The sequence below is a fragment of the Streptomyces sp. NPDC046215 genome (assembly GCF_040646215.1).
Taxonomy (GTDB): Bacteria; Actinomycetota; Actinomycetes; order Streptomycetales; family Streptomycetaceae; genus Streptomyces; species Streptomyces stramineus.
In genome coordinates this window covers 26421-48803 of record NZ_JBEYZW010000054.1, presented here as the reverse complement: position 1 = coordinate 48803, position 22383 = coordinate 26421, and the positions used below count along the sequence as shown (strand labels likewise).

Below are 22383 nucleotides of genomic sequence, written 5' to 3'. Positions count from 1 at the left end.
GCTGGTTAGTGGCTGAGCTCAGCCACTAACCAGCCCGTCCGGCGCTTGAGGACGCGCCCGCAGGGCGCTCGCCGCCGCAGGCGGCAACGACGGCCCGCAGCCGAAGACCTACCGGATACGCTCCGGCCGGTAAGCGGCAGCGTCAGCGCAGGGCGCTCGCCGCCGCAGGCGGCAACGGTAAGCCCGAGCGGCTAGCGAGGCGGCTCCGGCGGACGCTGCCGCGGCATGTTGGGCCGGGTGCCCGGCGGCAGGAAGCGCGGCAGCGGGCCGCCGCCCTCCCCGCGGGGACCCCAGGACACCAGCGACTGCGTCACCAGCGGCGTGGGCCCCGCCCGGAACTCCACCATCCAGTCGGCCGTCTCCGCCCGGACGAGCTCGGAGACGTCCTCGGAGAAGCGGCGCAGCACGCTCAGGCACCGCTCCGCCGCCTCGCTGGCCGTGCCCTCCGTCGGGCCGAGGACCTCACGGACACACTCCGACGCCCAGTCGAACTGGAGCGCCTCCAGCCGCCGCTGCACGGCCTGCGCCGTCGCGACCGCCCTCATCCAGCCCGAGGTCAGCCCGAAATACCGGTCACAGGCCACACAGGCCACCGCCCCGAGCAGCACCAGGAACCCCCACGCGGACCCGGTGCCCACCACGTTCGTCAACTGCAGCAGCGGCAGCGCGGCGCCCACGACGGCGCACACCGCCGCCCCGATGCGCAGCGCCCGGGCCCAGCGCCGCTTCCAGGCGCGGTCCGCGAGATACCAGTCGACCAAATACAGCGCGCCGTTCTCCACCCATCGGTACAGCTCATCGAGACGCTCCGCGGGTTCCCCCCAGTCACCGAGCGGGAACGTACGGGCGCGCAGGTCGCCTCGGTGCCTCCCGCCCTGCTCGCGGGGGAGCCCCTCGGGCTGCATCTCCGGCTGGCTCACCCGTGCACTCCCTCTGCCGCTGCGGATCGCGAGCCACCTTCCTACCGCCGAACGGTCGGTCTTGGACACAAGATCCGCGGTTTTCCGCCCGTAAGCGCAGCGGAATCCGGTATAGGGCTCCTTTCGCAGTCACTCGAAAGAGTGCCCGCCGGATGGGGGCCGTTGCCGCGCACGGGGGTCGGAGGCCGGAAACAGTGACGTGCAGTGACGTTACGGCGCCCACCGCGCGGTCCGCGGGAATCGATCTGTCGACGAGGCCATAGGGTGACCGGTGTGAAGGTCCTCGTCATCGGCGGCGGCGCCCGCGAACACGCCCTGTGCCGCTCACTGTCCCTCGATCCCGACGTCACCGCCCTGTACTGCGCCCCCGGCAACGCGGGGATCGCCGAGGTCGCCGAGGTGCACCCGGTCGACGCCCTCGACGGCACCGCCGTCACCGCGCTGGCCGTGTCGCTGGGGGCCGATCTCGTGGTCGTCGGCCCGGAGGCCCCGCTCGTCGCGGGCGTCGCCGACGCCGTCCGCGAGCGCGGCATCCCCGTCTTCGGCCCGTCGGCGGAGGCCGCGGAGCTGGAGGGGTCCAAGGCGTTCGCCAAGGACGTCATGGCCGCCGCGAACGTCCCCACCGCCCGCGCCTACGTCTGCACCACCCCCGCCGAGATCGACGAGGCGCTCGACGCCTTCGGCGCCCCCTACGTCGTCAAGGACGACGGGCTGGCCGCAGGCAAGGGCGTCGTCGTCACCCCCGATCTCGCCACCGCCCGCGAGCACGCCCTGGCCTGCGGCCGCGTGGTCATCGAGGAGTTCCTGGACGGCCCCGAGGTCTCCCTCTTCGCGATCACCGACGGCGAAACGGTCCTCCCGCTCCAGCCGGCCCAGGACTTCAAGCGGGCCCTCGACGGCGACGAGGGCCCGAACACCGGCGGCATGGGCGCCTACTCCCCGCTGCCGTGGGCCGACCCCAAGCTGGTGCAGGAGGTGCAGGAGAGCGTCCTGCAGCCCACCGTCGACGAGCTGCGCCGCCGGGGCACGCCCTTCTCCGGCCTGCTCTACGCCGGGCTCGCGATCACCTCGCGCGGCGTGCGGGTCATCGAGTTCAACGCCCGCTTCGGCGACCCCGAGACGCAGGTCGTCCTGGCCCGTCTCAAGACGCCCCTGGGCGGGCTGCTGCTCGCCGCCGCCAAGGGCACCCTGGCCTCCGTGCCGCCGCTGCGCTGGAGCGACGGCGCCGCCGTCACGGTCGTCATCGCCTCGCACAACTACCCCGGTACCCCGCGCACCGGCGATGTGATCGAGGGCCTTCCCGAGGGCCCGGGCGCGCCGGAGGAGGCGTACGTCCTGCACGCGGGCACCGCCCACGACGGCGAGGGCCGCGTCGTCAGCGCCGGCGGCCGGGTGCTGTCCGTCACGGCGACCGGCCCCGACCTCGCCACGGCCCGCGACCGCGCGTACGAGGGCGTCGCCCGCGTCCGCCTGGCCGGCTCGCACCACCGCACGGACATCGCGGCGCGGGCCGCGGCTTCCGCGAGCTGACCGGCCGAGGGGCCTGACCTGCACGCCTTCCCGGACCGGCCCGTACTCGCGAGTACGGGCCGGTCGTGTGTCCGGCCGGAGAGCAGTGAACGGCCCCTTTCCGGGGCAGCCTTTACCCAAAGCCATTCCATCGAGTGACCGGTGGGCCAACTTGCTGACGCGCGCCCCACCCCCAACTAGGGTGCGGCGCAAGCCGACTGCCGCGCATCCGGCAACTGGCCCACCGGCATTGCGATGTCAGAGCCCGGTGCCACAGTGGGGGGAAGGCAACGCGAGCGCGCTGCCTCCGCTGTCGCACTCCTCGGCAGAGCACACACTGGCAACAGGGGGTGATCGGTCTCGTGGCAGGTCCGGAAGCAGGCGTGCGCGTCGCACGCTCCCAAGCCCTCGCGGTGCTGCGCGTCCGCAGCACCGCGCTGGCCGTCGCCCTGCTGCCCGCGGCAGCGGCGGTCGTCCTGCTGTCGGGCATCGCCATGGGGCGCATCCCGGGCGGCGGCGGCTGGGACACCGCCCGCTGGGCCGTCACCGGCGCCGCGGTCCTCGCCCTGGCGCTCGCGGCGGCCGTCACCGCCGTCGTCGTCCGGGCCCGGCCCGCCCTGAGCCCCACCGTCCCGATCCCCGAGGAGACGGCCCCCGACCTCTACCGCCTCGTGCGCGACCTCGCCGAGCGGCTGGACGTCCCGCCGCCCTCCGCGATGGCCCTGACCCCCGACTGCGACAGCTGGCTTGAGGACCGCACCCACCCCGCGCACCGCTCCCCGCTGGGCGCCCGGCGCCGGCTGCGGCGCACCGGGGCCGCGCCGGTCCTGGTGATCGGCTCGCCGTTCCTGTGGTGGATGCGCGTCGCCGAGCTGCGGGCCCTCCTCGCCCCGGTCGTCGCCGGCACCGGCCCGTCCGCCCACCCCGACATAGCGGCGGCCCGCCGCTTCGTCCGAGGGCTGGACGCCGCCGTGGCCGTCGCCGCGGGGCGGCCGGCCCTGGCTTTCGTCGGCGTCGTCGCCCGCCTGCTGCTGCACTCCTGCCGCGACCACGCCGCGGAGATGGAGCGCGGGGTGGCCGCGGCCGCCTCCGAGCGCGCCCAGGGCGTCGATTACGGCCTGCGGATCGTCGCCCAGGAGCAGGTCGGCCTCGCCTACGCCGGCTGGGACCGCCTGCTGAACCGCGTGGCGCTGCCCGCCTGGCGCATGGGCCGCTGGCCCTCCCGGCTGGACGCCGGAGTCGTCTCCGCCCTCACCGAGCTCTCCCGCCGCGACCGCCTCGCGGAGGGCTTCACGACCCGGCTGGGCGAGCGCCCCGCCTGCGATCTGCTGGAAGAGCCCGGCGCGATCGACGAGGCCGCCTCCCTGCTGGCCGCCCGGCTCTTCCACGGCGGCTCCGCCGAGACCGGGCCCGACTGGTCCCCGGTCGCCTGGAGCGAGTACCCGGAGGAGGTCGTGGACCGCAAGTGGCGGCTGGAGGCCGCCCGCCTGCACCGCGTCCTGGACGACATCCCCGAGCCCGTGCCCGGCGCGGTGCCCGTCACCATCCCGGGCGCCGTCCCCGAGCCCGTCCCGGCGCACGGCGCCACCCCCGGTGACCTCCCGCCCGGGGCGTTCGCCGCCGCGCCCACCGTGGCCCGGGTCCTCGCCCGCCTCGCCGGCCCGGCGGGCAGCGGCGTCGCCGAGGCCCTGGAAGTGCGGCTGAGCGCCGAGGTCGCCCGGGAGGCGGCCCGCGAGGAGCTCGCCGCCCGGCGCGGCGCCTTCGGCGCGGCCGGCGACCCCCGGGTCGACGGGCTCGCCCCGCTGTTCCCCCTGCAGCCGCCCCGCAGCGGCCGGGAGCTGCTCACCGACCACGTGACGGCCATGGTCTGCTGCGCGGCCGTGGACACCGCCGGGGCCGCCCCCGGCCTGGACTGGCTCGACGGGCCGGCCCTGCTCATCGGCGGGGCCCGCCGCGCCGATCTGGCCCGCACCGTCCTGAGCCTGATCGAGGACGGCGACGGCGAGCCGCTGCGGGTCTGGCTGGGCGAGGTCGGGGTCCGCCCCGAGAAGCCGGTCCGCCTGGTGTGAGGCGGTGCGGGCCGCGCGGAACACCGCGCCGCCGGGCCGTCAGCGAACCGAGAAGAGCACGCGTCGGGGGCCTAGGGGAGGGAGCGCAATGGGGATGGACCAAAACCGCCGCTGGGAGTCGGGTGCGCTCGCGCACGGCGTCTCGGACCCCTTCGGCCAGGGCCCGCTGCCCTGGCTGCGCGGCAGCGAGTCCTACTTCGACGGCACCGGCCGCATGGTCCCCTGGTACGTCGACCCCGCCGCGGAGCGGGCCGGGGCCCGCCTCCCGGCGCCGCGCACCGCCGGCCCCCGCACCGCCGACGACGTCCACCGGCAGATCAAGGGCTTCGCGTCCGACAGCGCCGTCGCCCCCGGCGAGGCGATAGATTTCCGCATCACCGTGGACCCGCCGCAGCAGTTCGGCGTGGACATCTACCGCATCGGCCACTACGCGGGCGACGGCGCCGCGAAGATGACCACCAGCCCCCGGCTGTCCGGCATCGTCCAGCCCGCCCCGCTGACCGTCGGCCGCACGGTCTCCTGCCACCACTGGTGGCTCTCCTGGCGGCTGCAGATCCCCAGCTACTGGAGCCTGGGCGCCTATGTGGCCGTCCTGACCACCGCCGACGGCTACCGCAGCCACATCCCCTTCCTCGTCCGCGACACCCACCCCGCCGATCTGCTGCTCGTCCTGCCCGACGTCACCTGGCAGGCGTACAACCTCTACCCCGAGGACGGCCGCACGGGCGCGAGCTTCTACCACGCCTGGGACGAGGAGGGCCGGCTCCTGGGGGAGGACGAGGCGGCCACCACCGTCTCCTTCGACCGCCCCTTCGCGGGCGCGGGCCTGCCGCTGCACGTGGGCCACTCCTACGACTTCATCCGCTGGGCCGAGCGGTACGGCTACGACCTCGCCTACGCCGACACCCGCGATCTGCACGCGGGCCGCGTCGACCCCTCCCGCTACCGGGGCCTGGTCTTCCCCGGCCACGACGAGTACTGGTCGGCGGGCATGCGCCGCTCGGCGGAGCTGGCCCGCGACGCGGGCACGTCGCTGGTGTTCCTGTCGGCCAACACCATGTACTGGCAGTGCGAGCTGGCCCCCTCGCCGGCCGGCCCGGACCACCTGCTGAGCTGCCGCAAGCGCCGCGGCCCGGGGCGCTCGGCCCTGTGGCGCGACGTCTCGCCCGCCGAGCAGCAGCTGCTGGGCATCCAGTACGCGGGCCGAGTGCCGAAGCCCGCCCCCATGATCGTCCGCAATGCCGGGCACTGGCTGTGGGACGCCACCGGCGCGGGCGAGGGCGACGAGCTGCCGGGCCTGGTCGCGGGCGAGGCCGACCGCTACTACCCCCGGACGGCCCTGCCCGAGCACACCCGCCGCATCCTGCTGGCCCACTCCCCGTACGAGGACGGCGACGGCACCCGGCGCCACCAGGAGACCTCGCTCTACCGGGCGCCCAGCGGCGCCCTGGTCTTCGCGGCCGGCACCTTCGCCTGGACGCCGGCCCTGGACCGGCCCGACCATGTGGACACCCGGGTCCAGCGGGCCACCGCCAACCTTCTCGATCGCATCTGCAAACGGTGCTGAGCGGGTCGCGGCGGCTTTTCCGGGGCCCTCCCGGAGCCCGCCGCGCCCTCGTACGGCAGAATCGTGGTGCTTGGACAAACCACCAGGAGGACGCGTGTCCGGATTCGTAGAGAAGCCCGAACCGGTCGAGGTGCCCGGTCTAGTGCACCTGCACACGGGCAAGGTCCGCGATCTCTACCAGGACGCGGACGGCCGGCTCGTGATGGTCGCCTCCGACCGCATGTCGGCCTACGACTGGGTGCTGCCCACGGAGATCCCCGACAAGGGCCGGGTCCTCACCCAGCTGTCCCTGTGGTGGTTCGAGCGCCTCACCGACCTCGTGCCGCACCACGTCATCTCCTCCGAGCTGCCCGCCGGGGCCCCCGCCGACTGGGCGGGCCGCACCCTGGTCTGCCGGCCCCTGGAGATGGTCCCGGTGGAGTGCGTGGCCCGCGGCTACCTGACGGGCTCCGGCCTGGCCGAGTACGAGCAGACCCGCACCGTCTGCGGCCTCGCCCTCCCCGAGGGCCTGTCCGACGGCTCCGAGCTGCCCTCCCCGATCTTCACCCCGGCCACCAAGGCCGCGGTCGGCGAGCACGACGAGAACGTCGCCTACGAGGAGGTGGCCCGGCAGGTGGGCGCGGACGTCGCCGCCCGGCTCCGCCAGACCACCCTCGCCGTCTACGGCCGGGCCCGGGACATCGCCCGCGACCGGGGCATCCTCCTCGCCGACACCAAGTTCGAGTTCGGCTTCGCCGACGGCGAGCTGGTCCTCGCCGACGAGGTGCTGACCCCCGACTCCTCGCGCTTCTGGCCCGTCGACCAGTGGGAGCCGGGCCGCCCGCAGCCCTCCTTCGACAAGCAGTTCGTCCGCGACTGGCTGCGCTCCCCGGCCGCCGCCTGGGACCGCGACGGCGAACTCCCGCCGCCGGAGCTGCCCGCCGAGGTCGTCGAGCGGACGCGGGCGAAGTACATCGAGGCGTACGAGCGGCTCACGGGCATGAGCTGGTCGTAGCGGCCCTCACACCTGGTAGCGGTCCGCCGCGAAGAGGTGCAGGTGGTCCCGGACCCACTCCGAGGTCCGGGCCAGCCCGTCCTCCAGCTCGACCGCCGGCCGCCACCCGGCCCACTCCCGGGCCCGGGTGTTGTCCGACAGCAGCCGCTCCACCTCGCTGCCCGCGGGCCGCAGCCGGGAGGGGTCCACGACGACCTTCGCGTCCCGGCCGGACGCCCGGATCAGCGACTGCGCGAGATCGCCGACGGAGATCTCCCGGCCGGTGCCCAGGTTGACGGCGTGCCCGACGGCCCGGTCGCAGTCGGCGAGCGCCAGGAAGCCCTCGGCGGTGTCCGTGACGTAAGTGAAGTCACGGGTCGGCGAGGTCGAGCCGAGCCGGATCTCCTCGGCCCCGGAGTGCAGCTGCGCGAGGATCGTGGGGATCACGGCGCGCGCCGACTGCCGCGGCCCGTAAGTGTTGAAGGGCCGGACGACCGTCACCGGCAGCTCGAAGGAGTGCGCGTAGGACAGCGCCAGCATGTCCGCGCCGATCTTCGAGGCGGAGTACGGCGACTGCGGCTGCAGCGGGTGGTCCTCGCTGATCGGGGCGGTCAGCGCCGTCCCGTACACCTCGCTGGTCGAGGTGTGCACCATGCGCCGCACGCCGTGGCGGCGGCAGGCCGCGGCGACGTTCTCCGTACCGGCCACATTGGTCTGCACGTACGCCTCGGGCGAGGCGTAGCTGTACGGGATGCCGATCAGCGCTGCCAGGTGGAAGACGGTGTCGCACCCGGCGACCGCGTCCATGACGCGGCCGGCGTCCCGGACGTCACCGGCGAGCACCTCTACGGGGGAGTCCGGGCCGAAGTAGCGGGCCAGGTAGCCGCGTTCGGCGTACGGCTTGTAGTGGACGAGCACACGGACGCGGGCGCCGCGCTCGACCAGCAGGTCCACGAGCGTCGAGCCGATGAATCCCTCGGCGCCGGTGACCAGGACGGTACGGCCGTGCCAGGTGGAGTTGAGCATGGGGGAGTCCTCTCGGGAAGGGGGGATCGGTGGTCAGGCCGCGACGCGGGAGCGGGCGCGCCCCGCCAGCCGCAGCACCCACGACGCCATCAGGTCGGCGGCACGGGCGTGCGTGCCCGGGTCCGCGGCGGCGGACATCGCCGCCAGCCGGGCCGGCTCGGCGAGCAGCGGTTCGAGCAGCCCGGCGAGCCGGTCCCCGGTCGTCTGCTCGTCGGGCAGCAGCAGCCCGGCGCCCGGGTCGGAGAGCACCCGGGCGTTGTGCGTCTGGTGGTCGTGGGGCGCGTGCGGGTACGGGACGAGCACCGCCGGCATCCGGACGGTCGCCAGCTCCGCGACCGTCGCCGAACCGGCCCGGCACACCACCACGTCGGCGGCCGCGTAGGCGAGGTCCATCCGGTCCAGGTAGCCGACGGCCGTGGCGACGCGGTCGCAGCCACCGGCGGACAGCCGGGCCCGCACCGCGCCCAGCGCCGCCGGACCGGTCTTGATCACCAGATGCACGTCCGGGCGCCCCCGCCACCGCTCGGCGAGCTGCTGCGCCGCCTCCGTCAGCCGCGCCGCGCCCAGGCTCCCGCCGTTGAACAGCACGACGCGGGCCCCCTCCGGCACCCCGAAGGACCGCCGCGCCTCCTGCCGGAGCGCCGCCCGGGACAGCGGGTCCAGCTCCGCGACCGCCCCGGCCAGCGGCATCCCCACGGTCTCGGCCCGCGCCCCGGCCCGCGCCGCCAGGTGCTCGCGGCTGCGCTCGAAGGCGAGTGCCACGTGCGGCGTCAGGGCGGTCGCGAACCGGTTCGCGCGGCCGGGCACCGCGTTGGACTCGTGGACGAGCGAGGGCCGCCCGGCCAGGCGTGCCCCGAGCACGGCGGGCGCGCTCGGGTAGCCGCCCATGCCGACGACGACCTGGGCCCCCTGCTCCTCGATCACCCGCCGCGCCTGCATGCCGGACCGCAGCAGATCGGCGGGGAGCAGGAAGCGCCGCGAGCCGAGCGAGGGGTCGAAGGGGATCATGTCGACCGTGTGCAGCCGGTACCCGGCCTCGGGGATCAGCCGCGTCTCCAGACCGCGCTCGGTCCCGATGAAGCTGATCACCGCGTCCGGCACGGCCCGCCGGAGCGCGTCCGCGACCGCCAGCCCGGGATAGATATGGCCGCCGGTACCACCCGCGCCGACGACCACCGAAAGGGTGTCGTGTGCTGAAGAAGTCACTGCCATGGCCCGCAGCGTGGCGGGGTGCTCTAAGAGCGATCTAAGACGGACGCCGACGGCACCGGCGGGGTGGCCGGGCCGGGGGCGCCCCGGTCGTCGCCGCCGGGGGCGCGTCGGGCGCCGCCCGGGGCGGTCCGGGCCGCGGCGCGTGGCTTTCGCCGGAGTGGCGCGCCCAGGGCGTGTCTTCCAGCCCGTCCGGGGGCACCTCCTGGGGGCACCCCCAGCGGTAGCTGGGGGAGGTAGCCGGGGGAGCTTGAGCACACGCCCGCAGGGCGCCCGCCGCCGCAGGCGGCACCGACAGGCCCGCAGGCGGCACCGGCGCAGGCCGAAGGCCCCGCCGGACCGGCCTTAAGAGGCGTCTCAGAGTCGCTCTGACAGGCTGGGCCGTCACGACCGCACCCCGCCGGAGGCGCCATGGCCGAGCCGACCGTCCTCGTCGTCGACGACGACCCCGAAGTGCGGGCCGCCGTCGTCGACGGACTGTGCGTCGAGGGGTACGCGGTACGGTCCGCCGCCGACGGCCTCGAAGCTCTCTCCTGCGTCGCCGCCGATCCGCCCGCCGCGATCGTCCTCGACCTCGCCATGCCCGTGCTCGACGGCCTCGCCGTCTGCCGCCGGCTGCGCGGCCTCGGCGACCGCACGCCCGTCCTCGTGCTCACCGCGCGCGACGCCGTCGCCGACCGGGTCGCGGGCCTGGACGCGGGCGCCGACGACTACCTCGTCAAACCCTTCGCGCTGGACGAGCTCCTCGCCCGGCTGCGCGCCCTCCTGCGCCGGGCGGCCCCCGCGGAGCCCGCCGAGGAACCCACCGAGCTGACGTTCGGCGACCTCACCGTCGACACGGTGACCCGCACCGGGGTGCGCGCCGGGGCCCCGCTGGAGTTCACCCGCACCGAGTTCGCCCTGCTGGAGGTGTTGCTGCGGCACCCGGGGCAGGTGCTGCCCCGCGAGGTGATCCAGGAGCAGGTCTGGGGCACCGACTTCGGCCCGGACTCCAATTCCCTGGCTGTCTACATCGGCTACCTGCGGCGCAAGCTGGAGGCGGGCGGCGCGCCCCGCCTCGTCCACACGGTGCACGGCATCGGCTACCGCCTGGCGGAACGGTGAGCGCCGCCCGGGCGGCCGCGCTGCGCCGCCGCCTCCTCGGCCGCAGGACCCTGCGGGCCCGGCTGGCGCTCGTCACCTCCGCGGCCGTCGCCGTCGTGGCGATCGGCGTCCTCGCCGCCGCCTACGTCGTCATCCGCTATGAACTCGTCCGGCAGCTCGACCTCCAGCTCAAGCAGCAGGCCAAGATCATGAACCAGCAGAGCCGCGGCCAGACCGGCGTCCTGTACGGCGAGTGCAACTGGCTCGCCGCGCCCGCGTGCGCGCAGATCGTCCGCGCCGACCCCGCAGCGCCGGGGCAGAAGGGCCTGGTGCTGCCCGTCACCGGTGCCACCCGCCGGGTCGCGGCGGGCACGCTCGGCGAGTTCTCCAGCGACATCGTCCTCGACGGCCGGCCCATGCGGATGTTCACCATGCACCTGCGGGACGGCCGGGCCCTACAGGTGGCGGCCCGCTCGGACACCGTCGACCAGGGCGTGCGCCAGGCGGGCCTGCTCCTCGGCGCCGTCGGCGGCGCCGGGGTCCTCCTCGCGGCGGGCCTCGGCTACTTCACCTCCCGGACGTCCCTGCGCCCGGTGACCCGGCTCACGGCCACCGCCGAACGCATCGCCGCCACCCGCGACCCCGCCCACCGCATCGAGATGCCCCACTACGAGAACGGAGGTGCCCGCCGCCAGGACGAGATCACCAGCCTCGCGGCCAGCTTCAACACGATGCTCGGCGAGCTGGAGGAGGCCGTCGCCGCCCAGCGGCGCCTCGTCGCCGACGCCTCCCACGAGCTGCGCACCCCGCTGACCGCGCTCCGCACCAACGCCGAGCTCCTGGCCCGCGCCGAACGGCTGACGCCCGCCCAGCGCGAGCGGGCCTCCGCGGCCCTCGGCCGCCAGCTCCGGGAAGTCACGGGCCTGGTCAACGACCTCATCGAGCTCGCCCGGGACGAGGAGCCGCAGCAGTTCGTGGAGCAGGTCCGCCTCGACCTGCTGGCCGGCCGGTGCGTCACCGATGCCCGCGGCCACTGGCCGAACACTCTCTTCACCACCGACCTCGGACCGCCCGGAGACCTCACCGTCCCCGGCGTTCCCGCCCGCCTCGCGCGGCTGCTGTCCAACCTGCTCGACAACGCCGCCAAGTTCAGCCCGCCCGGCGCCATGGTCGAGGTGCGCCTGGAGCGCACGGACCGCGGCCTCGACCTGACCGTCCGCGACCACGGCCCCGGCATCGCGGCCGAGGACCTGCCCTACGTCTTCGACCGCTTCTACCGCTCCCGCCAGGCCCGCGCCCTCCCCGGCTCCGGGCTCGGGCTCGCCATGGCCCGCCAGATCGCCCGCGCCCACGGCGCGGAGCTGACCGCGGAGCGGGCGGAGACCGGCGGCGCCCGCTTCCGCCTGAGCTTCCCGCAGGACTGAGCGGCTCCGGACACGACCTTTGGACAACCTCCGGACACGACGAAGGCCCCGGTCGTGATGACCGGGGCCTTCGTTCTCTGAGCGGACGACGAGACTCGAACTCGCGACATCCACCTTGGCAAGGTGGTGCTCTACCAACTGAGCTACGTCCGCATCGCTCCGCGCTCTCGTGCGGTGCGGACACCACTATAGCCAACCCTGAGCGCGTGCGATGCGCGCTGCCGAGTGACGGTTCTCCGCGCCCAGCTTCGCCACCGCCGCCGAGAGGTAGTTGCGGACCGTTCCCGGCGTCAGCGAGGCGCGCTCCGCGATCTCCGCTATGGGGGCGCCGGCCTCGGCCAGCTCCAGCAGCTCCGCCTCCCGGGCGGTCAGCGGGGAGTCCCCGGCGCTGATCGCGTCGGCCGCCAACTCCGGGTCCACGTAGCGGCTTCCGCCGTGCACCGTGCGGATGATCTCGGCGAGCCGCTGCGCGGAGACGGTCTTGGGCACGAATCCGCGCACCCCGGCCTCCAGCGCGCGCTTCAGGTGCCCGGGCCGGCCGTGCCCCGTCACGATCATGGTGCGGCAGGCGGGCAGCTCGGCGCGCAGCGCTGTGGCCACCATCACACCGTCCGCCCCGGGCATTTGGAGGTCCAGGACGGCGACGTCCGGCCGGTGCGCCCGCGCCACGGCGAGCGCCTCGGGCCCCGAGGCGGCCTCGGCGACGACGAGCAGGTCGTCCTCCAGCCCGAGCAGCGCGGCGAGCGCGCCACGGATCAGGTGCTCGTCGTCGGCGAGCATGACGCGGATGGGCGGGGGAGCGGTGGCCGCGTCGTCGAGGTGCTGGTGCTCGGCTGTCATGCCCCGTCCTTCGCGGCTCCACGCGAAGCCAGTCGTTCCCGATCCCCGAGCGGCTCCACCCGTGCCGGGCCGCCACCGTCCATGATCCCGCTGCGCGGCGGCCGGCCTGCGGGGGGCCTGCCGTCGCCTCCGGAGAGGGCTGCCCTGCCGGGGTCGGCCCCGGTGCCGCCAGTCCTGCCGACGGCAGCCGCGCCGCCGACGGCAGCCGCGCCGCCGACGGCAGCCGCGCCGACTCCGGCCGGGGCGTCGGCCCCCACACTTCGGCGTGTGCTGCCTGCGGCTTCCGTGCCCGGGTCGCTGCCCGTACCGGCAACGTTGCCGCCGACGGCCACGGGCTCACCCGCGACGATCGCCGCCGAAGTCCCGCCGACCCCCGCCCCGCCCGGGCCGGCGCTCACACCGCTGCCGCGCCCGACGGACCCCGCTTCGCCTTCGGCGGTCGCCGCGATGACTTCGGCAGCCCCCGACTCGCCCGGCCTCCCGGTCACAGCACCGCCGTCGGTGCTCCCCGCCTCGCCCCCGGCGGCCACCGTCAAGACCTCGTCGGCTCCCACCCGGCCCGGACCGTCCCCCACCCGGCCCGGACCGTCCCCCGATCGGCCCGGGCCGGGCCGGGTGTCTTCGGCCGGGGCCCCCGCCCCGGCCCCCCTCAGCGGCACCCTCGCCGTCAGGCGGAACGCCGCCGGCGGCCGGCGTTCCGTCGTCAGCGTGCCGCCCAGGGCGGCGAGCCGTTCGCCTAGGCCCGCCAGGCCCGAGCCGCCGCTCCCCGGGGCCTCCGCCCGGGGGAGCGCCGGCACCCCGTCGTTCTCCACGACGAGCACCGCCACCCCGTCCACAACCCGCATCCGCAAGGCACAGCGCCCCGCGTCCGCGTGCCGCAGCACGTTCGTGGTGGCCTCCCGGACCACCCAGGCCAGCGCCGACTGCACGGGCCGCGGCAGCGCGTCCCCCGCCGCGTCGTCGATGCGGCAGTCGATGCCCGCCGCGGTCAGCACGCTCCGCGCCCCCACCAGTTCGGTGTGCAGGTCGGCCTCGCGGTAGCCGCGGACGACGTCGCGCACCTCCCGCTGGGACTCCTGCGCGACGCGCTGCACCTCCGCCATCTCCGCCGCCGCGCCCGGCGACCCCCGCCGCGCCAGCTGCACGGCCAGCTCGCTCTTGAGCGCGATCACCGCGAGGTTCCGGCCCAGGACGTCGTGCATGTCCCGGCCGAACCGCAGCCGCTCCTCCGCGACGGCCAGCCGCGCCTGCGCCCCGCGGGCCGCCTCCAGCTCCCACATGACGGAGAGCATCCAGGCCGAGGTGCGCACGACGAGCATGTTCCACACGGCCAGGGCCACGGCCACGATCACGGCCACCGGGATCAGCACCGGCTCCCGCGTGAGCAGGGCCGACGCCCCGCCCAGCACCGCTCCGACCCCGGTGCAGACGGGCAGGTACAGCCGGACGCGGACGAGCACGCTGTACGAGCCGAGGACGGACAGCCCGCTGCCCATCAGCAGATAGGGCACCCCGGTGAGGGCCTCGGACCCCGACACCGCGCCCAGCGCCACCGCGCCGGCCACGGTCACCAGGTACAGCACCGCGCACCAGGCGAGCCGCCGCCAGGGCGCGGGCCCCCGGCCGAGCCGGTGGTCCAGCGTCCGGTCGACGAGCCGCACGCTGACCACGGCCTGCACGACGCTGGAGCCCAGCACCGCGCCCACCAGGAACGGGTTCCCGCCGCCGGAGAGCATGGGCGGGATGTCGATGAGGATGAAGAACCACGGCAGGAGGTACAGGCTCCACCGCGTGTAGCTGTCGACCCGCGCGACCCCGCTCCGCCCGCGCCAGCCGCGCACCCGTGTCCACATCCCCATGTGCCCGCTCCCCCGCATCCCCGTCACCCGCCGCCGGCCCGGCTCACCGCCGCGGCCCTACCGTCGAGGCTCCCACCGGAACCAGCGCTGCACGGCGTACCCGGCGACGATGGTCCAGGCCACACCCGTACCGATGGCGCCCAGCGCCTCGTGCAGGCTCATCCCGCCCAGCCAGCCGCCGCGGACCAGCTCGATCACCGGGGTCAGCGGCAGCAGCCGGCAGACGTCCGCGACCGGGTCCGGCATGATCTCCAACGGGGCCAGCATTCCCGACCCCAGCAGCGAGACGAGCACCAGGGGGGTCGTCACCAGCTGCGCGCTCTCGACGGTCTTCGCCCAGGCCGTGGTGACCGCGGCCAGCAGGACGGACAGCACGACGCCCAGCACCAGGCCGGCCAGGACCAGTTCGGGCCGGGCCACCGAGCGCAGGTCCAGCCAGGCGACGCCCGCCACGAGCAGCAGCACGCACTGGACGAGCGCCACGGCCACCGACGGCAGCGCCGTACCGGCGAGGATCTCCGCGTCGCCCGCCTCCCCGGTCCGCAGCCGCTTGAGGACGAGCTCCTCGCGCCGGGCCACGAAGGCGCTGACGAGGTTCTGGTAGACGGCGAAGAGCAGGATGAACCCGAACGCCCCGGTCATCGACACCTCGTTGACCGACATGCCGGACTTGTCGATCGGAAACTTCCCGACCGTCTCGCGCATCACCAACACCATCATCATGGGCATCAGCAGCGTCATGTAGAGCGCCATCTTGTTGCGCCGGAGGAGAATCAGCTCCGCCCGGCCCAGCGACAGCATCCGCGGCCCCGCGGACATGGTCGTCGCCATCACTTGCCCCTTCCCGTGCCGGAGCCGACGCGCGCGCCGCTCCCGGCGTCCGTGCCGCCCCGTCCGCCCGCTATCGCCAGGAACGCCTCTTCCAGCGAGGCGGTCCGGGCGTCCAGCCCTTCCAGCTCCACGCCCCTCTCGCGCGCCCAGAGGAGCAGCCCGGTCAGGGTCCGCTGCAGCTCGTGGGTCTGGAGCTCGATCCGGCCGTCGGTCTCCTCGTGCCGCGTCACCCCCAGCTCGGCGAGCGGCGGCAGGTCGCCGACGAACCAGCCCACCGGCATCACGAAGCGGATCCGGGCCGGGTAGGCGCCGATCACCTCGCCGGGCGCCCCGGCGGAGACGATCTCCCCGTCGCGCATGATGGCCAGCCGGTCGGCGAGCGCCTCGGCCTCCTCCAGGTAGTGCGTGGTCAGCAGCACCGTGGTGCCCTCCGCCCGCAGCCGGCGCACCAGGTCCCAGGTGTTGTGCCGCGCCTCCGGGTCGAGCCCGGTCGTCGGCTCGTCGAGGAAGAGCACCTCGGGCCGGCCGAGCAGCGCCAGCGCGAGGTCCAGCCGCCGCCGCTCCCCGCCGGAGAGCTGCTTGACGCGCACGCCGCTGCGGTCGGAGAGCTCCACGAGGGCGAGCGCCTCCGCGACGGGCCGGGCACCGGTGGTGCAGCCCGCCCACATCCGGACGGTCTCCGCCACCGTGAGGTCCGAGGGGAAGCCGCCCTCCTGGAGCATCACCCCGACCCGCGGCCGGACCGCGCGGCGTTCCGTGTACGGGTCGTGGCCCAGCACCCGCACCTGCCCGCCGGTCGGCCGGGCCAGGCCTTCCAGCAGCTCGACCGTGGAGGTCTTGCCCGCCCCGTTCGTGCCCAGCAGGGCGAACAGCTCACCCCGCCGCACGGTGAAGGAGACGCCCCGCACCGCTTCGAACCCCTTGTCGCCCGAAGGCCCGTAGCGTCGCCGCAGCCCCGTGACGTCGATCACACTGTCCCCGATGTCCATGCCTCAAGCTTGTCGGCGGACCGGCGGCGAAGGCAGTGCGCGCTGTCATGACTTCACATGACGGATGTCATCAGCCGGGAGCCGGGGGGACATGCCACGGGATACGACGAAGGCCCCGGTCGTGATGACCGGGGCCTTCGTTCTCTGAGCGGACGACGAGACTCGAACTCGCGACATCCACCTTGGCAAGGTGGTGCTCTACCAACTGAGCTACGTCCGCATGCTTCCGGCCGAGAGCTTCCCGAAATCGAGGAGCACCGGCGGCGCGCACATCACTCTACCTGATCCACTGACGTGGTCCGGTACGTGATGAGAGCGGGTGACAGGAATCGCACACTGCGCCTCCCCCTTGGAAAGGGGGCGCTCTACTACTGAGCTACACCCGCGTGGATCTTCAGGCCCGGTCCACAGAGCTGTGGACCGGCTGACGATCGGAGCGGGTGACAGGAATCGCACACTGCGCCTCCCTCTTGGAAAGAGGGCGCTCTACTACTGAGCTACACCCGCGTGGATCTTCAGGCCCGGTCCACACAGGTGTGGACCGGCTGACGATCGGAGCGGGTGACAGGAATCGCACACTGCGCCTCCCCCTTGGAAAGGGGGCGCTCTACTACTGAGCTACACCCGCAAGACCCCGAAGCTCCCGGCCGGTTTCCCGTCCGTTCCCCTCGGCGTGATCCAAACTCTAGCTGATCACCAAGGGTGCTTGGCAACTCCGGTCACTCGGCGGCGTTGAACGCCTCGTAGACCCGCTTGGGGATCCGGCCGCGCGGGGGCACGTCCATGCCGTGCGAGCGGGCCCAGGCGCGGACCGCCGAGGGGTCGGCGGCGACGGAGGTGCGGCGGTAGGCCCGCCCCGAGCGGGACTGCTTGCGGCCGGCCTCCAGGTAAGGCGCCAGAGCGACCCGCAGTTTCTTCGCATTGGCAGTGTTGAGGTCGATCTCGTACGACTTGCCGTCGAGACCGAAGGTGACCGTCTCCGCGGCTTCCCCGCCGTCGATGTCGTCGGAGAGTGTGACCACTACGCGCTGTGCCACGAATATCGGCCCTTTCGGCAGGCATCGCCGCGGTGATCTGCGGAGATGTGGTGGTTCCGGTAGTTCCGGAGCAATGGTTATTCATTTGTACAACAAAAGGCAATGCGAAGTGAAGCCCAGTTAATTCTGTCAGCGTGGCCCTTGGCAATCGGGGCCGAGCGTTTTTCCCGGAATTTTCCTCGAAATCTTCCGCGTCGATGCGTAAACGTGACAGAAGGCCCAGCATATCTATGCGCGTAGATTTTTGGGAGCTGTAGGCTGGCGCCACCGCTTCAGCTCACGCACCACACCACCGGGAGTGCCAGTGGCACGCGTCGTAGTCGACGTCATGCTCAAGCCGGAGATCCTCGACCCGCAGGGCCAGGCGGTGCAGCGCGCGCTGCCACGCCTGGGCTTTGAGGGGATCGCCGACGTCCGTCAGGGCAAGCGCTTTGAACTCGAGGTGGAGGGCCCGGTCGACGAGGCCGCCCTCGCCCGCATCCACGAGATGGCGGAAACGTTTCTCGCCAACACCGTGATCGAGGACTTCACCGTGAAGGTCGACGGAGAAGCACAGTGACCGCTCGCGTAGGAGTCATCACCTTCCCCGGCACCCTGGACGACCGCGACTCCGCCCGCGCCGTCCGCATCGCCGGGCTCGAACCCGTACCGCTGTGGCACCGCGACAAGGACCTCAAGCAGGTCGACGCCGTGATCCTGCCCGGTGGCTTCTCCTACGGCGACTACCTGCGCGCGGGGGCCATTTCCCGCTTCTCGCCGGTCATGGAGAAGGTCGTCGAGGGGGCGCGCGAGGGCCTGCCCGTCCTCGGCATCTGCAACGGCTTCCAGGTGCTCACCGAGACCCACCTGCTGCCCGGCGCGATGCTGCGCAACAACCACCTGCACTTCATCTGCCGCGACCAGAAGCTGCGGGTGGAGAACGCGGACACCGCCTGGACGTCCGACTACGAAGCGGGCCAGGAGATCTCCGTCCCGCTGAAGAACATCGACGGCCGGTACGTCGCCGACGAGCGCACCCTGGACATGCTGGAGGCCGAGGGCCGGGTCGCGTTCCGCTACGTCGACGTGAACCCCAACGGCTCGCTGCGGGACATCGCCGGCATCACCAACGAGGCGGGCAATGTCGTCGGCCTCATGCCGCACCCGGAGCACGCCGTCGAGCCGCTGGTCGGCACCGGCCGGACGGACGGGCTCGGATTCTTCACCTCGATCTTGAAGAAGCTGGTCAACGCATGACTCTCGACACCGTCAAGCACGCGGGCGAAACGCCCGACACCGGCCAGCCCTGGGCCGAACTCGGCCTGAAGCCGGACGAATACGCGCGGATCCGCGAGATCCTCGGCCGCCGCCCCACCGGCGCCGAGCTCGCCATGTACTCCGTCATGTGGTCCGAGCACTGCTCGTACAAGAGCAGCAAGGTCCACCTGCGGCAGTTCGGCGAGAAGGTCCCCGAGAACGACGCGCTGCTCGTCGGCATCGGCGAGAACGCCGGTGTCGTCGACGTCGGCCAGGGCTACGCGGTCACCTTCAAGGTCGAGTCGCACAACCACCCCTCGTACATCGAGCCGTACCAGGGTGCCGCCACCGGCATCGGCGGCATCGTCCGCGACATCCTCGCCATGGGCGCCCGCCCGGTCGCGGTGATGGACCCGCTGCGCTTCGGCGCCGCCGACCACCCCGACACCAAGCGCGTCCTGCCGGGCGTCGTCGCGGGCATCGGCGGCTACGGCAACTGCCTGGGCCTGTCCAACATCGGCGGCGAGGTCGTCTTCGACGCCTGCTACCAGGGCAACCCGCTGGTCAACGCCCTGTGCGTCGGTGTGATGAAGCACGAGGACATCCACCTCGCCAAGGCGTCCGGCGCCGGCAACAAGGTCATCCTCTACGGCGCCCGCACCGGCGGCGACGGCATCGGCGGCGTGTCCGTCCTCGCCTCGGAGACCTTCGACTCCACCGGGCCCGCCAAGCGCCCGGCCGTCCAGGTCGGCGACCCCTTCCAGGAGAAGCTCCTCATCGAGTGCACCCTGGAGATCTTCCGCGAGGACCTCGTCGACGGCATCCAGGACCTCGGCGGCGCCGGCCTCTCCTGCGCCACCAGCGAGCTGGCCAGTGCCGGTTCGGGCGGCATGCGCGTCGAGCTGGACACCGTGCCGCTGCGCGACTCCTCGCTCTCGCCCGAGGAAATCCTCATGAGCGAGTCGCAGGAACGCATGTGCGCGGTCGTGGAGCCCGGCAAGGTCGAGCGCTTCATGGAGATCTGCGAGAAGTGGGACGTCATCGCCACCGTCATCGGTGAAGTCACCGACGGCGAGCGGCTGGAGATCTTCTGGCACGGCGAGCAGATCGTGGACGTGCCCCCGCGCACGGTCGCCCACGAGGGCCCGGTCTACGAGCGCCCGTACGCCCGCCCCGACTGGCAGGACGCCCTCCAGGCCGACGACGCGGCGAAGCTGCCCCGCCCGGCGACCGGCGAGGAGCTGCGCGAGCAGGTCCTGAAGGTGGTCGCCTCCCCGAACCAGGCGTCCAAGTCCTGGATCACCGACCAGTACGACCGGTTCGTGCAGGGCAACACCGTCCTCGCGCAGCCGGAGGACTCCGGCATGATCCGCATCGACGAGGACACCCACCTCGGCGTCGCGATCGCCACCGACGGCAACGGCCGCTATACCAAGCTCGACCCGTACACGGGCGCGCAGCTGGCCCTCGTGGAGTCGTACCGCAACGTGGCCGCCACCGGCGCCCGCCCGCTCGCCATCTCCAACTGCCTGAACTTCGGCTCGCCCGAGGACCCGGCCGTCATGTGGCAGTTCGCCGAGGCCACCCGCGGCCTCGCGGACGGCTGCCTGGAGCTGGGCACCCCGGTCACCGGCGGCAACGTCTCGCTGTACAACCAGACCGGCGAGAACGCCATCCACCCGACGCCCGTGGTCGCCGTGCTCGGCGTGATCGACGACGTCAACCGGCGGACGCCGATGGCCTTCTCCGACGAGGGCCACCTGCTCTACCTGCTGGGTGACACCAAGGAAGAACTGGGTGGTTCGGCCTGGTCGCAGGTGGTCCACGACCACCTCGGCGGGCTCCCGCCGGCCGTGGACCTCGGGCGCGAGAAGCTGCTCGCGGAGATCCTCATCGCCGCCTCGCGCGACGGCATGGTCGACGCGGCGCACGACCTCTCCGACGGCGGCCTGATCCAGGCCCTCGCCGAGTCGTGCCTGCGCGGCGGCAAGGGCGCCCGGATCGTCGTCCCCGACGGCCTGGACCCCTTCGTGTTCCTGTTCTCCGAGTCCGCGGGCCGGGCGGTCGTCGCCGTGCCCCGCAGCGAGGAACTGCGGTTCACGGACATGTGCGGCGCGCGCGGCCTGCCCGCGACCCGCATCGGTGTCGTCGACGGCGAAGTCATCGACGTCCAGGGGCAGTTCACGCTCCCGCTGGCCGAGCTGCGCGAGGCCCACGAGGCCACGATCCCGGCGCTGCTCGCCTGAGCCGCCCGCGCGTCCGCCGGAGGCGGCCCACCCCACCGGGGCGGGCCGCCTCCGGCTTTTTCACGTACCCCCTTGCGAGGGATTACGTAATTACGTAAGTTCAAAGCATGGAGCTCGAAGAACGCGTGGCGGAGCTGGAACGCCGCCTCGCGGCACTGGAAGAGGCGGCGGGCCCGGCCCGGCCCGAGGAGCGGGCCGACCCGGCGGACGGGGGTGATTTCTGGGCGCTGGAGGGGTTCAAGTCCCGTCTCGCCGAGGCCGGACCGGCCGCCGGGAACGGCGGCGTGCTCTTCACGGGCGCGGTGCGGCTGCCGGACGGCGCCCAGTACGACTGGCAGTTCGGGCAGCTCACCGACGCCGTCCTCGCCGAGGACTGGTCGGACACCGCCGACGCCTTCGCCGCGCTCGGCCAGCCCGTCCGGCTGCGGCTGCTCCGCGAGATCCTCGACGGCCACCGCACGGCCGCGGACCTGGCCGGTCTCGCGGACCTCGGCACGACCGGCCAGATCTACCACCACCTGCGGCAGCTGACCGCCGCCGGCTGGCTGCACACCGTGGGCCGGGGGCGCTACGAGGTCCCCGCGGGCCGCGTCGTGCCGCTGCTGGTGATGCTCACCGCCGCCCGGCCCTGAGGCCCGCAAACACGGGCGACCCCGCACCTGTCAGGAGAGAACGTGTTCATGCCGAAACTGCTGAATGCCCTGAGCCGCGCCCTCGCGGTCGTCTTCGTGGCGGCTCTCATCTGCGACTACTTCATCACCGACATCTCCTTCTGGTGGGTCGTCGGCCCGGGCCTGTCGAGCGGGATCGTCGGTGCCGCCACGGCCCGCTTCCGCCGCCCGGAACCCGCCACCGACAAGGCCGCCGCCGCGGCAGCACCGGCGGAGCCGCGCACTCCGGTCGAGGTCGACCCGCCCGTGACCGGCCGCTGGTACGCGCTCAACAGCCCGGCCACCAAGACCCCCAGCCACGGCACCCACGCCTACGGGCAGACCTACGCCATCGACCTCGTCGCCGACCCCGAGGACACCCCGCGCCCCGCCTTCGGCTGGTGGCCGCTCGCCCGGCGCAGCACCGCCTTCCCGGCCTTCGGACAGCCGGTGCTCGCGGTGGCCGACGCCACGGTCGTGCACGCCGGTGACCGGCTGCGCGACCACACCTTCACCCGCAACTCCGTCCCCGCCCTCCTCCTGATCCTGATCGAAGGACAGTTCCGGGAGATCGCCGGCCCCGGGCGGCTCCTCGGCAACCACCTGGTCCTCGACCTGGGCAACGGCACCTACGCGATGTACGCGCACCTGCAAAGGGGCTCGCTCACCGTCCGCGCGGGCGACCGGGTGCGCGCCGGGCAGGAGATCGCCCGCTGCGGGAACACCGGCAACTCCACCGAGCCGCACGTGCACTTCCAGCTCATGGACCGCCCCGACGTGCTGGCGGCGCGCGGGGTTCCCTTCACCTGGCGCGGCGTCGGGGTCCCGGCGAGCCGGCAGCACTTCGTGGTGGGCGAGCCTGCCGTCAGTGCCGCGAACTAGGCCGTGTCCGCCGGGAGGTGCCCCAGGACGGGC

The 22383-nt window shown here is 73.7% G+C and carries 19 protein-coding genes and 5 tRNA genes; 11 read left to right on the top strand and 13 right to left on the bottom strand.

The genetic code is table 11. The features are described from left to right. Positions 1 to 191: 191 nt before the first annotated feature. Positions 192 to 920, bottom strand: coding sequence for an SLATT domain-containing protein (locus ABZ951_RS22600; RefSeq protein WP_344093328.1), 729 nt, complete (start codon positions 918 to 920; stop codon positions 192 to 194). A 273-nt stretch (positions 921 to 1193) separates the two neighbouring features. Here ABZ951_RS22600 and purD point away from each other — a divergent pair, with 273 nt between their 5' ends. The 4 genes from purD (at position 1194) to ABZ951_RS22580 (ending at position 7059) form a co-directional block, all read left to right on the top strand. Beyond that, a complete protein-coding gene (gene purD / locus ABZ951_RS22595) occupies positions 1194 to 2450 on the top strand; it encodes a phosphoribosylamine--glycine ligase (protein ID WP_344093345.1) in 1257 nt (418 codons plus the stop codon). A gap of 362 nt (positions 2451 to 2812) precedes the next feature. Further along, on the top strand, positions 2813 to 4498 hold the full coding sequence (locus ABZ951_RS22590; RefSeq protein WP_361280540.1) for a hypothetical protein: 1686 nt from the start codon (positions 2813 to 2815) through the stop codon (positions 4496 to 4498). An 88-nt stretch (positions 4499 to 4586) separates the two neighbouring features. Beyond that, complete coding sequence (locus tag ABZ951_RS22585; protein WP_344093324.1) at positions 4587 to 6065, top strand: N,N-dimethylformamidase beta subunit family domain-containing protein; 1479 nt, start codon at positions 4587 to 4589, stop codon at positions 6063 to 6065. A 94-nt stretch (positions 6066 to 6159) separates the two neighbouring features. Then, positions 6160 to 7059 carry a phosphoribosylaminoimidazolesuccinocarboxamide synthase gene (locus ABZ951_RS22580; RefSeq protein WP_344093322.1) on the top strand — a complete coding sequence of 300 codons (900 nt, stop codon included), beginning with the start codon at positions 6160 to 6162 and terminating at the stop codon, positions 7057 to 7059. Positions 7060 to 7065: 6 nt separating this feature from the next. Here ABZ951_RS22580 and ABZ951_RS22575 read toward each other — a convergent pair whose 3' ends face one another. Then, on the bottom strand, positions 7066 to 8064 hold the full coding sequence (locus ABZ951_RS22575) for an SDR family NAD(P)-dependent oxidoreductase (protein ID WP_344093320.1): 999 nt from the start codon (positions 8062 to 8064) through the stop codon (positions 7066 to 7068). 33 nt (positions 8065 to 8097) lie between these two features. Beyond that, positions 8098 to 9276 (bottom strand): UDP-N-acetylglucosamine--N-acetylmuramyl-(pentapeptide) pyrophosphoryl-undecaprenol N-acetylglucosamine transferase, encoded by a 1179-nt coding sequence (locus ABZ951_RS22570; protein WP_344093317.1) that lies wholly within the window; start codon positions 9274 to 9276, stop codon positions 8098 to 8100. A 408-nt stretch (positions 9277 to 9684) separates the two neighbouring features. Here ABZ951_RS22570 and ABZ951_RS22565 point away from each other — a divergent pair, with 408 nt between their 5' ends. Beyond that, the gene (locus ABZ951_RS22565; protein WP_344093315.1) at positions 9685 to 10377 is read left to right on the top strand and encodes a response regulator transcription factor; all 693 of its coding nucleotides are present in this window, start codon (positions 9685 to 9687) and stop codon (positions 10375 to 10377) included. Next, positions 10374 to 11780: a HAMP domain-containing sensor histidine kinase gene (locus ABZ951_RS22560; protein WP_344093312.1), complete on the top strand. Its 1407-nt coding sequence runs from the start codon at positions 10374 to 10376 to the stop codon at positions 11778 to 11780. Before ABZ951_RS22565 ends, ABZ951_RS22560 begins: the two co-directional genes overlap by 4 nt. 80 nt (positions 11781 to 11860) lie before the next feature. Here the strand turns inward: ABZ951_RS22560 and ABZ951_RS22555 are convergent. The 10 genes from ABZ951_RS22555 to ABZ951_RS22510 form a co-directional block, all read right to left on the bottom strand. Next, positions 11861 to 11933: transfer RNA gene (locus ABZ951_RS22555), tRNA-Gly, on the bottom strand. Positions 11934 to 11966: 33 nt separating this feature from the next. Continuing rightward, on the bottom strand, positions 11967 to 12620 hold the full coding sequence (locus ABZ951_RS22550; RefSeq protein WP_344093310.1) for a response regulator transcription factor: 654 nt from the start codon (positions 12618 to 12620) through the stop codon (positions 11967 to 11969). Further along, the gene (locus ABZ951_RS22545; RefSeq protein WP_344093308.1) at positions 12617 to 14479 is read right to left on the bottom strand and encodes a histidine kinase; all 1863 of its coding nucleotides are present in this window, start codon (positions 14477 to 14479) and stop codon (positions 12617 to 12619) included. Before ABZ951_RS22545 ends, ABZ951_RS22550 begins: the two co-directional genes overlap by 4 nt. A gap of 57 nt (positions 14480 to 14536) precedes the next feature. Beyond that, positions 14537 to 15310 (bottom strand): ABC transporter permease, encoded by a 774-nt coding sequence (locus ABZ951_RS22540; RefSeq protein ID WP_344093305.1) that lies wholly within the window; start codon positions 15308 to 15310, stop codon positions 14537 to 14539. After that, positions 15310 to 16299: an ABC transporter ATP-binding protein gene (locus tag ABZ951_RS22535; RefSeq protein ID WP_344093303.1), complete on the bottom strand. Its 990-nt coding sequence runs from the start codon at positions 16297 to 16299 to the stop codon at positions 15310 to 15312. The genes ABZ951_RS22540 and ABZ951_RS22535 overlap by 1 nt, the downstream gene beginning before the upstream one ends. 147 nt (positions 16300 to 16446) lie before the next feature. Beyond that, positions 16447 to 16519 (bottom strand) — tRNA-Gly (locus tag ABZ951_RS22530). A 94-nt stretch (positions 16520 to 16613) separates the two neighbouring features. Beyond that, positions 16614 to 16685: transfer RNA gene (locus ABZ951_RS22525), tRNA-Gly, on the bottom strand. A 49-nt stretch (positions 16686 to 16734) separates the two neighbouring features. Then, a tRNA-Gly gene (locus ABZ951_RS22520) sits at positions 16735 to 16806 on the bottom strand. 49 nt (positions 16807 to 16855) lie between these two features. After that, positions 16856 to 16927: transfer RNA gene (locus ABZ951_RS22515), tRNA-Gly, on the bottom strand. A 91-nt stretch (positions 16928 to 17018) separates the two neighbouring features. Then, positions 17019 to 17336 (bottom strand): Lsr2 family protein, encoded by a 318-nt coding sequence (locus ABZ951_RS22510; RefSeq protein ID WP_344093300.1) that lies wholly within the window; start codon positions 17334 to 17336, stop codon positions 17019 to 17021. A 304-nt stretch (positions 17337 to 17640) separates the two neighbouring features. Between ABZ951_RS22510 and purS the strand changes: the two genes are divergently transcribed. From purS to ABZ951_RS22485, 5 genes are all read left to right on the top strand, one after another. Continuing rightward, positions 17641 to 17895 carry a phosphoribosylformylglycinamidine synthase subunit PurS gene (gene purS / locus ABZ951_RS22505; RefSeq protein ID WP_095579577.1) on the top strand — a complete coding sequence of 85 codons (255 nt, stop codon included), beginning with the start codon at positions 17641 to 17643 and terminating at the stop codon, positions 17893 to 17895. Continuing rightward, the gene (gene purQ / locus ABZ951_RS22500) at positions 17892 to 18572 is read left to right on the top strand and encodes a phosphoribosylformylglycinamidine synthase subunit PurQ (protein WP_344093294.1); all 681 of its coding nucleotides are present in this window, start codon (positions 17892 to 17894) and stop codon (positions 18570 to 18572) included. The genes purS and purQ overlap by 4 nt, the downstream gene beginning before the upstream one ends. Next, entirely contained in the window at positions 18569 to 20818 is a 2250-nt protein-coding gene (purL, locus tag ABZ951_RS22495) for a phosphoribosylformylglycinamidine synthase subunit PurL (RefSeq protein WP_344093292.1), read from the top strand. The genes purQ and purL overlap by 4 nt, the downstream gene beginning before the upstream one ends. 107 nt (positions 20819 to 20925) lie before the next feature. Beyond that, a complete protein-coding gene (locus tag ABZ951_RS22490; protein WP_344093290.1) occupies positions 20926 to 21450 on the top strand; it encodes a winged helix-turn-helix domain-containing protein in 525 nt (174 codons plus the stop codon). Between the two features lie 48 nt (positions 21451 to 21498). After that, positions 21499 to 22350: a M23 family metallopeptidase gene (locus ABZ951_RS22485; RefSeq protein ID WP_344093288.1), complete on the top strand. Its 852-nt coding sequence runs from the start codon at positions 21499 to 21501 to the stop codon at positions 22348 to 22350. Positions 22351 to 22383 lie beyond the last annotated feature (33 nt).

Excerpts from the sequence above, each read along its gene's own strand:
- ABZ951_RS22540 (WP_344093305.1), bottom strand. The coding sequence starts at position 15,310 with ATGGCGACGACCATGTCCGCGGGGCCGCGGATGCTGTCGCTGGGCCGG.
- purL (WP_344093292.1), top strand. The coding sequence starts at position 18,569 with ATGACTCTCGACACCGTCAAGCACGCGGGCGAAACGCCCGACACCGGC.
- ABZ951_RS22585 (WP_344093324.1), top strand. The coding sequence starts at position 4,587 with ATGGGGATGGACCAAAACCGCCGCTGGGAGTCGGGTGCGCTCGCGCAC.
- ABZ951_RS22550 (WP_344093310.1), bottom strand. The coding sequence starts at position 12,620 with ATGACAGCCGAGCACCAGCACCTCGACGACGCGGCCACCGCTCCCCCG.
- ABZ951_RS22485 (WP_344093288.1), top strand. The coding sequence starts at position 21,499 with ATGCCGAAACTGCTGAATGCCCTGAGCCGCGCCCTCGCGGTCGTCTTC.
- ABZ951_RS22570 (WP_344093317.1), bottom strand. The coding sequence starts at position 9,276 with ATGGCAGTGACTTCTTCAGCACACGACACCCTTTCGGTGGTCGTCGGC.
- ABZ951_RS22535 (WP_344093303.1), bottom strand. The coding sequence starts at position 16,299 with ATGGACATCGGGGACAGTGTGATCGACGTCACGGGGCTGCGGCGACGC.
- ABZ951_RS22565 (WP_344093315.1), top strand. The coding sequence starts at position 9,685 with ATGGCCGAGCCGACCGTCCTCGTCGTCGACGACGACCCCGAAGTGCGG.
- ABZ951_RS22545 (WP_344093308.1), bottom strand. The coding sequence starts at position 14,479 with ATGGGGATGTGGACACGGGTGCGCGGCTGGCGCGGGCGGAGCGGGGTC.
- ABZ951_RS22490 (WP_344093290.1), top strand. The coding sequence starts at position 20,926 with ATGGAGCTCGAAGAACGCGTGGCGGAGCTGGAACGCCGCCTCGCGGCA.
- ABZ951_RS22575 (WP_344093320.1), bottom strand. The coding sequence starts at position 8,064 with ATGCTCAACTCCACCTGGCACGGCCGTACCGTCCTGGTCACCGGCGCC.